At 59.7% G+C, this 14,932-nt stretch carries 10 protein-coding genes; 1 reads left to right on the plus strand and 9 read right to left on the minus strand.

The genetic code is table 11. The features are described from left to right. From MOV61_RS21530 to rpsL, 4 genes are all read right to left on the minus strand, one after another. Positions 1-110 (minus strand): GTP-binding protein (locus MOV61_RS21530; protein WP_134887344.1); only part of this gene is annotated, 110 nt, incomplete at its 3' end. Between the two features lie 68 nt (positions 111-178). Then, positions 179-2,278 (minus strand): elongation factor G, encoded by a 2,100-nt coding sequence (gene fusA, locus MOV61_RS21535; RefSeq protein ID WP_038542134.1) that lies wholly within the window; start codon positions 2,276-2,278, stop codon positions 179-181. Between the two features lie 33 nt (positions 2,279-2,311). After that, positions 2,312-2,782 (minus strand): 30S ribosomal protein S7, encoded by a 471-nt coding sequence (rpsG, locus tag MOV61_RS21540; protein ID WP_007755828.1) that lies wholly within the window; start codon positions 2,780-2,782, stop codon positions 2,312-2,314. 78 nt (positions 2,783-2,860) lie between these two features. Beyond that, positions 2,861-3,232: a 30S ribosomal protein S12 gene (gene rpsL, locus MOV61_RS21545; protein ID WP_003547537.1), complete on the minus strand. Its 372-nt coding sequence runs from the start codon at positions 3,230-3,232 to the stop codon at positions 2,861-2,863. Positions 3,233-3,717: 485 nt separating this feature from the next. Here rpsL and MOV61_RS21550 point away from each other — a divergent pair, with 485 nt between their 5' ends. Beyond that, entirely contained in the window at positions 3,718-4,011 is a 294-nt protein-coding gene (locus MOV61_RS21550; protein ID WP_247138032.1) for a transcriptional regulator, read from the plus strand. 221 nt (positions 4,012-4,232) lie between these two features. Here the strand turns inward: MOV61_RS21550 and rpoC are convergent, their stop codons facing one another. From rpoC to rplA, 5 genes are all read right to left on the minus strand, one after another. Then, on the minus strand, positions 4,233-8,441 hold the full coding sequence (gene rpoC / locus MOV61_RS21555; RefSeq protein WP_247034007.1) for a DNA-directed RNA polymerase subunit beta': 4,209 nt from the start codon (positions 8,439-8,441) through the stop codon (positions 4,233-4,235). A 186-nt stretch (positions 8,442-8,627) separates the two neighbouring features. Then, positions 8,628-12,764 carry a DNA-directed RNA polymerase subunit beta gene (rpoB, locus tag MOV61_RS21560; RefSeq protein WP_247138033.1) on the minus strand — a complete coding sequence of 1,379 codons (4,137 nt, stop codon included), beginning with the start codon at positions 12,762-12,764 and terminating at the stop codon, positions 8,628-8,630. A 248-nt stretch (positions 12,765-13,012) separates the two neighbouring features. Beyond that, positions 13,013-13,390, minus strand: a complete 378-nt coding sequence (gene rplL / locus MOV61_RS21565; protein WP_024164302.1) for a 50S ribosomal protein L7/L12 — start codon at positions 13,388-13,390, stop codon at positions 13,013-13,015. A 60-nt stretch (positions 13,391-13,450) separates the two neighbouring features. Continuing rightward, positions 13,451-14,008: a 50S ribosomal protein L10 gene (gene rplJ, locus MOV61_RS21570; RefSeq protein WP_258718953.1), complete on the minus strand. Its 558-nt coding sequence runs from the start codon at positions 14,006-14,008 to the stop codon at positions 13,451-13,453. Between the two features lie 311 nt (positions 14,009-14,319). Next, positions 14,320-14,932: 50S ribosomal protein L1 (gene rplA / locus MOV61_RS21575; protein WP_247138034.1), on the minus strand; the 613-nt coding region annotated here is incomplete at its 5' end.

The raw sequence follows: 14,932 nt of genomic DNA on the forward strand, positions 1-14,932 counted from the left end.
CCGAAGTACTTCGTGATCGCGGCCGTCAGCGACGTCTTGCCATGGTCAACGTGACCGATCGTGCCAATGTTGACGTGCGGCTTGTTGCGCTCAAACTTGCTCTTTGCCATTTCCGGCTTCTCCGTTCTTATCCCCGTCAGGGGTTATTCTCTAATTTGATTGGGCGGGGTTACCCCGGTCACTTCTGACCGGAGTACTTGGCCTGGATTTCGTTTGCGACATTGGTCGGAACCGGTGCGTAGTGATCGAAGGTCATCGAATACTGCGCGCGGCCCTGAGACATGGAGCGCAGGTTGTCGACGTACTTGAACATGTTCGCGAGCGGCACATGGGCGTTGATCACGACGGCGATGCCGCGCGATTCCTGGCCCTGGATCTGGCCACGACGGGAGTTCAGGTCGCCGATAACGTCACCGACGTAATCTTCCGGAGTGACGACTTCGACCTTCATCATCGGCTCGAGGAGCTGAGCACCGGCCTTCTTGGCTGCTTCACGGAAGCAGGCGCGAGACGCGATTTCGAATGCCAGAACCGAGGAGTCGACGTCATGGTAGGCACCGTCGATGAGCGTCGCCTTGACGCCCAGCATCGGGAAGCCAGCCAGCGGACCGGAAGACAGAACGCTTTCGATGCCCTTCTGGACGCCCGGGATGTATTCCTTCGGAACAGAACCACCGACGATCTTGGACTCGAACTTGAAGTCGTCGCCGTCCGGGTTCGGTTCGAAGACGATCTTGACGCGCGCGAACTGGCCGGTACCACCGGACTGCTTCTTGTGCGTGTAATCTTCTTCGTGCTTGCGCGTGATGGTTTCGCGGTAAGCAACCTGCGGAGCACCGACGGTGGCTTCGACCTTGAACTCGCGACGCATGCGGTCGACGAGGATGTCGAGGTGAAGTTCGCCCATGCCGGCGATGATCGTCTGGCCGGACTCTTCGTCGGTCTTGACGCGGAAGGACGGGTCTTCGGCAGCCAGGCGGTTGAGCGCGAGGCCCATCTTTTCCTGGTCGCCCTTGGACTTCGGCTCGATGGCGATCTGGATGACCGGCTCGGGGAATTCCATGCGCTCGAGGATGACCGGCTTCAGCGGATCGCAGAGCGTGTCGCCCGTGGTGGTTTCCTTCAGGCCTGCGAGAGCGACGATGTCGCCGGCGAAGGCTTCTTCGATGTCTTCACGGGAGTTCGAGTGCATCTGCAGCATGCGGCCGACGCGCTCGCGCTTTTCCTTGACCGTGTTCAACAGAGCAGCGCCCTTTTCGAGCTTGCCCGAATAGATACGGCAGAAGGTCAGCGAACCGACGAAGGGGTCGTTCATGATCTTGAACGCCAGCATCGAAAGCGGCTCGGTGTCATCGGGATGACGTTCGATTTCGGCTTCGGTCTTGACGTCGATGCCCTTGATGGCCGGAATGTCTGCCGGCGACGGCAGGAATTCGACAACCGCGTCGAGGAGCGGCTGAACGCCCTTGTTCTTGAAGGCAGAACCGCAGAACATCGGGAAGAACTTGACGTCGATCGTGCCGCGACGGATGAGCGCACGGATCTTATCGTTGTCCGGCATGACGCCGTTCAGATAGTTTTCCATGGCTTCTTCGTCGATGTCGACAACCGTCTCGATCATCTTTTCGCGGAATTCTTCGGCACGAGCCTTCAGGTCTTCCGGGATTTCGACGACGTCCCACTGGGCGCCGAGCGATTCATCGCGCCAGACGAGAGCGTTCATCTCGATCAGGTCGACGATGCCCTTGAATTCGGTTTCAGCACCGATCGGCAACTGGCAGACAACCGCAGTCGCGCCGAGGCGCGTCTTGATCATCTCGACCGAGCGATAGAAATCGGCGCCGGTCTTGTCCATCTTGTTGCAGAAGATCAGGCGCGGAACCTTGTACTTGTCGGCCTGACGCCAGACGGTTTCCGTCTGCGGCTCAACGCCGGCGTTGGCGTCGAGGAGGGCGACAGCACCGTCGAGCACGCGCAGCGAACGTTCGACTTCGATGGTGAAGTCGACGTGGCCGGGGGTGTCGATGATGTTGAAGCGGCGCATCTTGCCGTCACGGCCCTTCCAGAAGGTCGTGGTCGCAGCGGAGGTGATCGTGATGCCACGCTCCTGCTCCTGCTCCATCCAGTCCATCGTGGCTGCGCCGTCGTGAACTTCGCCGATCTTGTGCGACTTGCCGGTGTAATAAAGGATACGCTCGGTGGTCGTGGTCTTGCCGGCGTCGATATGCGCCATGATACCGAAATTGCGGTAGTCTTCGATTTTATATTCGCGAGCCATAGGACTGCCTTTCGAAATTCGATCGAGTGAAGATTACCAACGGTAATGCGAGAATGCGCGGTTGGCGTCGGCCATCTTGTGCGTGTCTTCACGCTTCTTGACGGCGCTGCCACGATTATTTGCGGCATCCATGAGTTCACCGGAAAGGCGATCGACCATCGTCGTTTCGTTGCGCTTGCGGGCAGCAGCGATCACCCAACGGATCGCGAGAGCCTGACGGCGCTCGGGACGAACGTCGACAGGAACCTGGTAGGTCGCACCACCAACGCGGCGCGAACGAACTTCGACATGCGGCGCGACATTGTCGAGCGCCGAATGGAAGATACCCAGCGGGTCGGCCTTGGCCTTGCCCTGCACGACGTCGAACGCGCCGTAAACGATGTTTTCAGCTACGGACTTCTTGCCGTGGAGCATGATCGCATTCATGAACTTCGTGACGACCAGATCGCCGAACTTCGGGTCCGGATTGATCTCACGCTTCTCTGCACTATGGCGTCGGGACATACTTCTCGTCTCTCAATTGTTACGGGCGCTTTACCACGCGGAGAACCTCGCGCAGCGCCGGATAATCAGAATTCCGAATTACTTCGGACGCTTCGCACCGTACTTGGAACGGCGCTGCTTGCGGTTCTTGACGCCCTGGGTGTCGAGAACGCCGCGGATGATGTGGTAGCGAACGCCCGGCAAGTCCTTGACGCGGCCGCCGCGGATCATCACGACAGAGTGTTCCTGCAGGTTGTGGCCTTCACCCGGGATGTAGCCGATGACTTCGAAGCCGTTGGTCAGGCGAATCTTGGCAACCTTACGCAGAGCCGAGTTCGGCTTCTTCGGGGTCGTCGTGTAAACGCGGGTGCAAACGCCGCGCTTCTGGGGGTTTTCCTGCAGAGCAGGAACCTTGTTACGCTTTACGTTCGCCTGGCGAGGCTTGCGGATCAGCTGGTTTACGGTAGGCATTCAACCATCCCTTACGTTTTTCTCAGTACCCTTTCGGGCCGATCTGATGCCGTTTCCGGCGGCGGCACACACATTTCCTCATGCGCAAAACGTGGCCCGATCCGCTTTTCGCGGATGGACCACAGAAAGCAGAGGACGCATTCCTCATGCGTCGTGCGTGCAGCATTCGTGTCTTCAACGTGCGTATGGAACCGTGTCTGAGGCATACTCCGGAACGAGTCGTTCCGAACGGGCAAGCCTCACATCGCTTCCGATGCGGGGCGTTTACTGTTTTCCCCCCTGCCCGTCAAGACCGAATCCTAAATTATTGCCCCAAACCCTTGGTTTCGGGGGCAAATGGAGGGTTTCGAGACAAGTTTCGTGAAATATGACATGCCCTCGCGGATAATGTTTGGGAATCATCGCCGATCGCACTAAAGAGTGCGGGAACCTTCCGTTCCGCCTCGTCTTCGGACGATACCAGGGATTCGCTTGCGGAGATGACCATGATCGCCACACCCGACAATGACAACAACCTCGACGGGCCGATGGTCTTCATCATCATCGGCAAGGGCTACGAAAAGAAGGGCGCCGAGGGCATCGAACTGCATATCATGCTGCGCGCGCCGGACGACGATTCCGCCGTCCGCGAAGCGCTCAACGCGCTCTCCGAAGAAGGCTTCATCGAGGCCGACCTCGACCAGATCGGCGTCCTGACCGACGAACCGACCGAGGAGCCGCATGCCTCCGCCTACCAGGGCGCCCTCGAAGGCGAAGTGGCGATCATCCGGTTCGAGTAGCCCCGATCTCCAAAGAGGCCTGGCTGCCCTCGCCTCCTCCGGCTGGCGGACGTTGTCTCTCCTTACCCTCACCAGTGGCGACACGTCCACGTTTCGCCAGAGCATGCACCAAGCCGCCGGACAGTTCCGGCGGCTTTTTTGATGCCCTGTCCTTGGCCCGAAACGAAAAAACCGCCCGGATCGCTCCGGGCGGTTTTTGATTTCCAATTGGCCGTTACCGATCACTCCGCGGGCGTGTTCTCGGTGTTCAGATCCTGAAGCATCGGGGTGGCGGACGAAGCGCCCGAACCCTTCTTGCGTTCTTCCAGGATGAGTTCGTCGCGCGATGTGGCGATACGGCGGATCTGGGTCATGGTGCCGCCCGTACCGGCCGGGATGAGACGGCCGACGATGACGTTTTCCTTGAGGCCCTGCAGCGTGTCGGTCTTGCCGGCGATCGCAGCTTCCGTCAGCACCTTGGTCGTTTCCTGGAAGGAAGCGGCCGAGATGAAGGACGGGGTCTGCAGCGACGCCTTGGTGATGCCGAGCAGAACCGGTTCGCCGTAAGCGGGCTTCTTGCCTTCTTCGGCGAGACGCTCGTTGACTTCGTCCAGTTCGATCCGGTCGACATTGTCACCGACGATGTACTGGCTGTCGCCTGCATCGGTGATCTCGACCTTCTGCAGCATCTGACGGACAATCACCTCGATATGCTTGTCGTTGATGACAACGCCCTGCAGACGATAGACTTCCTGGATTTCGTTGACGAGGTAGGAAGCGAGTGCTTCCACGCCCTTGATCGCCAGGATGTCGTGCGGCGCCGGATTGCCGTCGAGGATGTAGTCGCCCTTTTCGATGTAGTCGCCTTCCTGAAGATGGAAGGGCTTGCCCTTCGGGATCAGATATTCGACCGGCTCGACACCGTCTTCCGCTGGCTCGATCATGACGCGACGCTTGTTCTTGTAGTCGCGGCCGAGGCGAATCGTACCATCGATCTCAGCGATGATGGCGTGATCCTTCGGACGACGGGCTTCGAAGAGCTCGGCGACGCGCGGCAGACCACCGGTGATGTCCTTTGTCTTGGCGCTTTCCAGCGGAACGCGGGCGAGAACGTCGCCCTGGCTGACCTTCTGACCCGGCTCGACCGACAGGATGGCGTCGACCGACAGGTTGAAGCGGGCTTCGCCACCGCGGGCCAGTTTCATGATTGTGCCCGAGGCGTCCTTGATGACGATCGCCGGCTTCAGGTCGATGCCGCGCGGCGTCGAACGCCAGTCGATGACCTGACGCTTGGTGATGCCGGTGGATTCGTCGGTCGATTCCGAAACCGAGATCGAGTCGACCACGTCTTCGAACTGAACCGTACCTTCCACTTCCGTCATCATCGGGCGTGTGTAGGGGTCCCACTCTGCCAGACGCTGACCGCGACGAACCTTGTCGCCATCATCCACGAACAGCTTCGAACCGTAGGCGACGCGCTGCGAGGAACGCTCGACGCCGCGCTCGTCAAGGATGGTGACCGCCATGTTGCGGCCCATCGCGACGAGAACGCCTTCGGAGTTCCGCAGCATGTTGCGGTTCTTGATCTGGATCGTGCCTTCGTACGACGCTTCCAGGAACGACTGGTCGACCACGTTTGCCGTACCACCCAAGTGGAAGGTACGCATGGTGAGCTGGGTTCCCGGCTCGCCGATCGACTGAGCCGCGATGACGCCGACGGCTTCGCCCATGTTGACCGGAGTACCACGGGCCAGATCTCGGCCGTAGCAGACCGAGCAGACGCCCGTCTGAACTTCGCAGGTCAGTGCAGAACGGATGCGGATCGACTGGATACCAGCCTTTTCGATCTCGATGACATCCGGCTCGAGGATCATCTTGCCGGCATCGACGATGCGGGCACCCGTGACCGGATGATCGATGTCGTCGAGTGCGGTACGGCCAAGAACACGAGCGCCGATGGAAGCCACGACCTGACCGGCGTCAACGATCGCCGTCATGGTGAGGCCGCTCTCGGTGCCGCAATCGACCAGGTTGACGATGCAGTCCTGCGCCACGTCGACGAGACGACGGGTCAGGTAACCGGAGTTCGCGGTCTTCAAGGCGGTGTCTGCGAGACCCTTACGGGCACCGTGGGTCGAGTTGAAGTACTCGTTAACGGTCAGGCCTTCCTTGAAGTTCGAGATGATCGGCGTTTCGATGATCTCCCCCGACGGCTTGGCCATCAGGCCACGCATGCCGCCCAGCTGGCGCATCTGGTTCGGAGAACCACGGGCACCCGAGTGGGACATCATGTAGATGGCGTTCATCTGCTTCTGGCGACCGGTTTCCGGATCGAACTCGACAGCCTTAATGCGGGCCATCATGTCTTCCGCAACCTTTTCGGTAGCCTTGCCCCAGGCGTCGACGACCTTGTTGTACTTTTCGCCTTGAGTGATCAGGCCGTCGTTGTACTGCTGCTCGTATTCCTTCACCAGGGTCTCGGTATCACCAACGATCTTCGCCTTGGTTTCCGGGATGATCATGTCATCCTTGCCGAAGGAGATACCGGCCTTGCAGGCGTGAGTGAAGCCGAGCTGCATGATGCGATCGCAGAAGATCACCGTGTCCTTCTGGCCGCAGTGACGGTAGACCGTGTCGATCATCTTGGAGATGTTCTTCTTGGTCATTTCCTGGTTGCAGGTCTCGAACGGCACGTTGACGTTCTTCGGCAGAAGTTCGCCGATGATCATGCGGCCGGGGGTCGTTTCATAGATCTTCGAGACCAGCTTGCCGTCGGCATCCAGGGTCTTGAAGCGACCGCGGATCTTGGCATGCAGGGTAACGACCTTGTTTTCCAGAGCGTGGTGCAGTTCGCCCATGTCGGAGAAGGCCATGCCTTCGCCCGGCTCGTTCTGGTTCATGATCGCCAGATAGTAGAGGCCGAGAACCATGTCCTGCGACGGAACGATGATCGGTGCGCCGTTTGCAGGGTGCAGGATGTTGTTCGTCGACATCATCAGCACGCGGGCTTCGAGCTGAGCTTCGAGCGACAGCGGCACGTGAACGGCCATCTGGTCACCGTCGAAGTCGGCGTTGAAGGCCGTGCAGACGAGCGGATGCAGCTGGATCGCCTTGCCTTCGACCAGGATCGGTTCGAAGGCCTGGATGCCCAGGCGGTGCAGCGTCGGTGCGCGGTTCAGGAGGACCGGATGCTCGCGGATGACCTCGTCGAGGATATCCCAGACTTCCGGCTTTTCCTTTTCAACCAGCTTCTTGGCCTGCTTGACGGTCGAGGAGTAACCCTTGGCGTCGAGGCGGGCGTAGATGAACGGCTTGAACAGTTCGAGCGCCATCTTCTTCGGCAGGCCGCACTGGTGCAGCTTCAGTTCCGGACCGGTCACGATGACAGAACGGCCGGAATAGTCGACGCGCTTGCCGAGAAGGTTCTGGCGGAAGCGGCCCTGCTTGCCCTTGAGCATGTCGGACAGCGACTTCAGCGGACGCTTGTTGGCGCCGGTGATGACGCGGCCACGACGGCCGTTGTCGAACAGCGCGTCCACAGATTCCTGCAGCATGCGCTTTTCGTTGCGGATGATGATGCCCGGAGCGCGCAGTTCGATCAGGCGCTTCAGACGGTTGTTACGGTTGATGACGCGACGATAGAGATCGTTGAGGTCCGAGGTCGCAAAGCGGCCGCCATCGAGCGGAACCAGCGGGCGCAGGTCCGGCGGGATGACCGGGACGACCTTCATGATCATCCATTCCGGACGGTTGCCCGATTCCATGAAGTTCTCGACGATCTTCAGGCGCTTCATCAGCTTCTTCTGCTTCAGGTCCGACGTGGTGTCGGCAAGTTCCGAACGCAGGTCGCCGGCGATCTTTTCGAGATTCATCGAGGCGAGCATCTCGTAGATGGCCTCGGCGCCGATCATCGCCGTGAACTGATCTTCGCCGAACTCGTCGACGGCAATCATGTATTCTTCTTCGGAAAGAAGCTGGTTTTCCTTGAGCGAGGTGAGGCCCGGCTCAGTGACGATGTAGTTCTCGAAATACAGAACGCGCTCGACATCCTTCAGCGTCATGTCGAGAAGGGTCGAGATGCGCGACGGAAGCGACTTCAGGAACCAGATATGGGCGACGGGAGCGGCGAGCTCGATATGGCCCATGCGCTCACGGCGAACGCGCGACAGCGTGACTTCGACGCCGCACTTTTCGCAGATGATGCCCTTGTACTTCATGCGCTTGTACTTGCCGCACAGGCACTCATAGTCCTTGATCGGCCCGAAGATGCGCGCGCAGAAAAGGCCGTCGCGCTCAGGCTTGAAGGTACGGTAGTTGATGGTCTCCGGCTTTTTGATCTCGCCGTAGGACCAGGAGAGAATCTTCTCCGGAGACGCGATCGAGATACGGATCGAATCGAAGTGCTGTGCAGGCACCTGCGGATTGAAAAGATTCATGACCTCTTGGTTCATGCCTATCTCCTTTAGGGGCGGAAGCCCTCGGCTGGCGATCGAAACGGTCCGAATTCCCGGGAAGGACCGCCCGATGCTCTAAAACAGTATTAGCCGCGAAATGCGGCAAAAATCCCCTGTCCTTCCGGCGGATACCGGAGGTGGGAGTGGCGCGCGCCCATTCCTGGCGCGCGCCGGCTTGTCGTTTTATTCGGCTGCGTCGGGCAACTGACCGGCATTCGCCTCGTCGATCTTCGAGTTCTCGAGCTCGACGGACAGGCCGAGAGAGCGCATTTCCTTGACGAGAACGTTGAAGCTCTCCGGAATGCCTGCCTCGAACGTGTCGTCGCCGCGAACGATCGCTTCGTAGACCTTGGTACGGCCGGCCACGTCGTCCGACTTCACGGTCAGCATTTCCTGCAGCGTGTAGGCGGCGCCGTAGGCTTCGAGCGCCCAGACTTCCATTTCGCCGAAGCGCTGGCCGCCGAACTGCGCCTTGCCACCGAGCGGCTGCTGGGTGACCAGCGAGTACGGACCGATCGAACGCGCGTGGATCTTGTCGTCCACGAGGTGGTTCAGCTTGATCATGTACATGTAGCCGACAGTCACCTTGCGGTCGAACTGCTCACCGGTACGGCCGTCATAGAGGACCGACTGACCGGACGGATCGAGGCCCGCCTTGGTCAGCATCGCTGCGACGTCCGGCTCATGCGCACCGTCGAAGACCGGCGTTGCGATCGACAGACCACGCTTGGACTGCTCGGCCAGACGAACGAGAGAGTCGTCGTCGAAGCTGGCAACTTCAGCGTTTGCCTCACTCTGATAGGCTTCCGTCAGCTCTTTCTTCAAGTCGGTGATATCGTTCGACTTGCGGTACTCTTCAAGCATCGCGCCGATACGCTTGCCCATGCCGGCGCAAGCCCACGCCAGGTGCGTTTCGAGGATCTGACCGACGTTCATGCGCGAAGGCACGCCGAGCGGGTTCAGAACGATGTCGACATGCGTGCCGTCTTCGAGGAACGGCATGTCCTCGACCGGTACGATGCGCGACACGACGCCCTTGTTGCCGTGACGGCCAGCCATCTTGTCGCCCGGCTGGATCTTGCGCTTCACAGCGACGAAGACCTTGACCATCTTCATGACGCCCGGAGGCATTTCGTCGCCGCGCTGGACCTTTTCGACCTTGTCCATGAAGCGCTGTTCAAGGCGCGACTTGGATTCGTCGTACTGGCCACGCAGAGCTTCGACTTCGCCCTGCACCTTTTCGTCCTCGACTGCGAACATCCACCACTGCGAGCGCGGATATTCGGAGATGACGGCGTTGGTGAGCTCGATGCCCTTCTTGAAGCCCTTCGGACCGGCAACCGACATCTGGCCGCGCAGCATGTCCGTCAGACGGCCATAGACGTTGCGGTCGAGAATCGCCTGTTCGTCGTCGCGGTCCTTGGCGAGGCGTTCGATTTCCTCACGCTCGATCGCCATGGCGCGTTCGTCCTTCTCCACACCGTGACGGTTGAAGACGCGGACTTCGACGACCGTGCCGAACGTGCCCGGGGGCATGCGCATGGAGGTGTCGCGAACGTCGGAGGCCTTTTCACCGAAGATGGCGCGCAGAAGCTTTTCTTCCGGCGTCATCGGGCTTTCGCCCTTCGGGGTGATCTTGCCGACGAGGATGTCGCCCGGCTGGACTTCGGCGCCGATGTAGACGATGCCGGCTTCGTCGAGGTTCTTCAGCGCTTCTTCCGAAACGTTCGGAATGTCGCGGGTGATTTCTTCCGGACCAAGCTTGGTGTCACGCGCCATCACTTCGAATTCTTCGATGTGAATGGAGGTGAACACGTCGTCCGACACGATGCGCTCGGAGAGCAGGATCGAGTCTTCGTAGTTGTAGCCGTTCCAGGGCATGAACGCGACAAGCGCGTTGCGGCCGAGCGCCAAGTCACCAAGGTCCGTCGACGGACCGTCGGCAATGATGTCGCCCTTGTTCAGGATGTCGCCGACGGCGACCAGCGGACGCTGGTTGACGCAGGTGTTCTGGTTCGAACGCTGGAACTTCTGCAGACGATAGATGTCGACGCCCGACTTCGACGGATCGAGGTCTTCGGTGGCGCGGATAACGATACGCGTCGCGTCGACCTGGTCGACCACGCCGCCACGGCGGGCAGCGATGGCTGCGCCGGAGTCGCGAGCGACGACCGGTTCCATGCCGGTGCCGACGAACGGAGCTTCAGCACGTACCAGCGGCACGGCCTGACGCTGCATGTTCGAGCCCATCAAAGCGCGGTTGGCGTCGTCGTTTTCCAGGAACGGGATCAGAGCTGCCGCGACCGAAACAAGCTGCTTCGGCGAGACGTCCATCAGGTTGATGGTGTCGCGCGGGGACAGCATGACTTCGCCGGCATGACGGCAGACGACGAACTCTTCCACGAAAGAGCCGTTCTTATCCAGTTCGGCGTTCGCCTGTGCGACGTAATACTTCGCCTCTTCCATAGCGGAGAGGTAAAGCACTTCCTTCGTTACCACGCCGTCGATGATCTTGCGGTACGGGCTTTCGATGAAGCCGTACTTGTTGACGCGGGCAAAGGTGGCAAGCGAGTTGATCAGACCGATGTTCGGGCCTTCCGGCGTTTCGATCGGGCAAATACGGCCGTAATGGGTCGGGTGAACGTCGCGGACTTCGAAGCCGGCGCGCTCGCGGGTCAGACCACCCGGGCCAAGTGCCGAAAGACGGCGCTTGTGGGTGATTTCCGAAAGCGGGTTCACCTGGTCCATGAACTGCGACAGCTGCGAGGAACCGAAGAATTCGCGAACCGCGGCGGCTGCCGGCTTGGCGTTGATCAGGTCCTGCGGCATGACGGTGTCGATCTCGATCGACGACATGCGTTCCTTGATAGCGCGCTCCATGCGGAGCAGGCCGAGGCGATACTGATTTTCCATCAGTTCGCCGACAGAACGGACGCGGCGGTTGCCGAGGTTGTCGATGTCGTCGATCTCGCCCTTGCCGTCGCGCAGTTCGACCAGCATCCGGACTACGGCCAGGATGTCGTCCTTGCGCAGCGTACGGACGGTGTCGGCGACTTCGAGGTCGAGGCGCATGTTCATCTTGACGCGGCCGACAGCGGAGAGGTCGTAACGCTCCGAATCGAAGAACAGCGAGTTGAACATGGCTTCGGCCGATTCCATGGTCGGCGGTTCACCCGGACGCATGACGCGGTAGATGTCGAACAGAGCGTCCTGACGGTTCTCGTTCTTGTCGGCCGACAGCGTGTTGCGGATGTAGGCGCCGACATTGATATGGTCGATGCCGAGAACCGGAACTTCGTCGAAACCTGCATTGAGGATGACCGGCAGGGTCTTTTCGTCGATCTCGTCGCCGGCTTCGAGGTAGATCTCGCCGGTTGCCGCGTTGACGATGTCTTCGGCAAGATAGTTGCCGTAGATGTCGTCATTGGTTGCCTTCAACGCCTTCAGGCCCTTGTCCGTCAGCTGACGGAGAAGGCGCGGCGTGAGCTTCTTACCGGATTCGACAACCACTTCGCCGGTATCGGCGTCGATCATGTCGGAAAGGGTCTTGGCACCCTTCAGGGTTTCCGGCTGGAACGGAATCCGCCAGCCATCGCCGTCGCGCTGATAGGACGACTTCGTATAGAAGGTCGACAGGATTTCTTCACCGTCCATGCCAAGCGCCATCAGCAGCGAGGTCACGGGGATCTTACGGCGGCGGTCGATGCGGGCGTAGACGATATCCTTGGCGTCGAATTCGATGTCGAGCCAGGAACCGCGATACGGGATGACGCGGGCAGCGAAGAGCAGCTTGCCGGAAGAATGGCTCTTGCCCTTGTCGTGGTCAAAGAAGACGCCCGGCGAACGGTGCATCTGGGACACGATCACGCGCTCGGTGCCGTTCACGATGAACGTACCGTTATCGGTCATGAGCGGCATGTCGCCCATGTAGACCGACTGCTCCTTGATGTCCTTGATCGACTTTGCGCCCGTATCCTCGTCGATATCGAACACGATGAGACGCAGCGTCACCTTAAGCGGCGCTGCATAGGTCAGATCGCGCTGACGGCATTCTTCCACATCGAACTTCGGCAGTTCGAATTCGTAGAATACGAATTCGAGCATGGAGGCGCCGGAAAAATCGGTGATCGGGAAGACCGACCGGAAGACGGCGTTCAGACCTTCGTCCGGACGACCGCCCTTCGGTTCATCGACCATCAGGAACTGGTCATAGGATGCTTTCTGAACCTCGATGAGGTTCGGCATCTCAGTGACTTCGGGGATTTTTCCAAAAAACTTGCGTACGCGCCTGCGACCATTAAAGGAAAGGGTCTGAGCCATCGTCGCTCCTTCAAACTTGCATCCGGGCCTGCAACGGACGGGGTTCGCTGGCCAGTCGATCCCGTCGATCAATGGGTATTCCCAATCTCGTCCCACCTCTCGAACACGCCAGGCCGGATTGCCTTTTCTGTTCGATTCGGGACCATCCTCTTGAGAACCCATTACCCAGGAACCGTTTTGACGGTTCCTGGGTAATATGTTCGGAGGAAACCGGCGGGAGAGGAGACCCCTCCCGCCGCATTCCGATATTACTTAACGTCGACCTTGGCGCCGGCGTCCTCAAGCTTCTTCTTGAGGTCAGCGGCTTCAGCCTTGTTGACGCCTTCCTTGACAGCCTTCGGAGCGGCTTCAACGAGATCCTTGGCTTCCTTGAGGCCCAGGCCGGTGATGGCGCGGACTTCCTTGATGACGTTGATCTTGTTGGCGCCGGCATCAGCGAGGATGACGTCGAACTCGGTCTTTTCTTCTTCAACGACAGCAGCAGCAGCGCCACCGCCAGCAGCAGCGACAGCTACCGGAGCAGCTGCAGATACGCCCCACTTCTCTTCGAGCAGCTTGGAAAGCTCAGCGGCTTCCAGAACGGTCAGAGCAGAGAGGTCTTCAACGATCTTTGCGAGATCAGCCATTTTGATAGTTCCTTATATTCGGTTCGAACTTGATTTGGGTATGAACAGCGAAAAACCGCCTTAAGCGGCTTCCTCGTCCTTCTTGGCGTAGGCCGCGAACACGCGGGCAAGCTGGCTTGCCGGTGCTGCAACAACCGTCGCGATACGCGATGCCGGGGCATTCAAGAGGCCCAGCAGCTTGCCGCGAAGCTCGTCCAGCGAAGGCAGGGTCGCAAGCGACTTGACCGCATCCGCAGTGAGCGTGGTTGCACCCATGGAACCGCCCAGAACAATGATCTTGTCATTGGTCTTGGCGAAATCCATGACGACCTTCGGAGCCGTTACCGGGTCTTCGCTGAATGCGATCAGCGTCTGACCCTTGAAGAGATTTGACATCCCTTCCGACTCCGTACCCTGAAGAGCGATCTTGGCCAGACGGTTCTTCGCGACTTTGACGGTGCCGCCAGCAGCGCGCATCTTCGAACGAAAATCGTTCATCTGCGCAACTGTGACACCAGCATAGTGGGCCACGACAACCGAACCAGAAGCCTTGAAGACTTCGTTCAGCTCCGTGACAAATTCGCGCTTTTCCGCTCTTTCCACTGTCTGTCTCCAGTTGACGGGACCGCAATCCTGCAGGCCCCATCGGGTTGCCTTTGCCTCAAGGGATCCCTTGATTAGGACCCCAAGCGACGCTTGAGGATCCTGTCCCCTCGCACTGTCGCCACTGGGGCTCCAGGCACAAGGCACACTAGGCTCGAACCGAATTCGTAAAGCGCGCTAGCGCCTCAAAAATCTCGGGTCTTACCCGTCTCATGCAGGCATCAAGTGATTAAGGTCGAAACCACCCGCAATCTCGGACAGGAATTCCCAGGTTTCCCTGGGAAATTCCCGGCCCCGAAGGACCGGGAATTCATGCAGTCCAGAACCCAAAGGCGCTGGACAGAACTTTAGATCGTCACCGTCGACGGATCGATCTTGACGCCCGGACCCATGGTCGAGGAAATCGCTACGCGCTTGACGTAGTTACCCTTCGCACCAGCCGGCTTGGCCTTGATGACCGCATCGGCGAAAGCCTTGATGTTCTCTTCGAGGGCCTTGGCTTCGAAGGAAGCCTTGCCGATGCCGGCGTGGATGATGCCAGCCTTCTCGACGCGGAACTCGACAGCGCCGCCCTTGGAAGCCTTGACGGCGCCCGTGACGTCCATGGTGACGGTTCCGACCTTCGGGTTCGGCATCATGCCGCGCGGGCCGAGAACCTTACCGAGACGACCGACGAGCGGCATCATGTCCGGGGTGGCGATGCAGCGATCGAAGTCGATCTTGCCACCCTGAACGATTTCGACCAGATCTTCGGCGCCGACGATGTCTGCACCGGCAGCCTTGGCTTCGTCAGCCTTGGCGCCACGTGCGAAAACGGCGACGCGAACGTCACGGCCGGTACCGTTCGGCAGGTTGACCACGCCGCGGACCATCTGGTCTGCGTGACGCGGATCGACGCCGAGATTCATGGAGATTTCGACGGTTTCGTCGAACTTCGCCGTGGCGCGAACCTTGACCATC

This window comes from Neorhizobium sp. BETTINA12A, from assembly GCF_023006485.1.
GTDB lineage: Bacteria > Pseudomonadota > Alphaproteobacteria > Rhizobiales > Rhizobiaceae > Neorhizobium.

Coding starts and splice junctions, on each gene's coding strand:
- fusA (WP_038542134.1), bottom strand. CDS start 2,278: ATGGCTCGCGAATATAAAATCGAAGACTACCGCAATTTCGGTATCATG.
- rpsG (WP_007755828.1), bottom strand. CDS start 2,782: ATGTCCCGACGCCATAGTGCAGAGAAGCGTGAGATCAATCCGGACCCG.
- rpsL (WP_003547537.1), bottom strand. CDS start 3,232: ATGCCTACCGTAAACCAGCTGATCCGCAAGCCTCGCCAGGCGAACGTA.
- MOV61_RS21550 (WP_247138032.1), top strand. CDS start 3,718: ATGATCGCCACACCCGACAATGACAACAACCTCGACGGGCCGATGGTC.
- rpoC (WP_247034007.1), bottom strand. CDS start 8,441: ATGAACCAAGAGGTCATGAATCTTTTCAATCCGCAGGTGCCTGCACAG.
- rpoB (WP_247138033.1), bottom strand. CDS start 12,764: ATGGCTCAGACCCTTTCCTTTAATGGTCGCAGGCGCGTACGCAAGTTT.
- rplL (WP_024164302.1), bottom strand. CDS start 13,390: ATGGCTGATCTCGCAAAGATCGTTGAAGACCTCTCTGCTCTGACCGTT.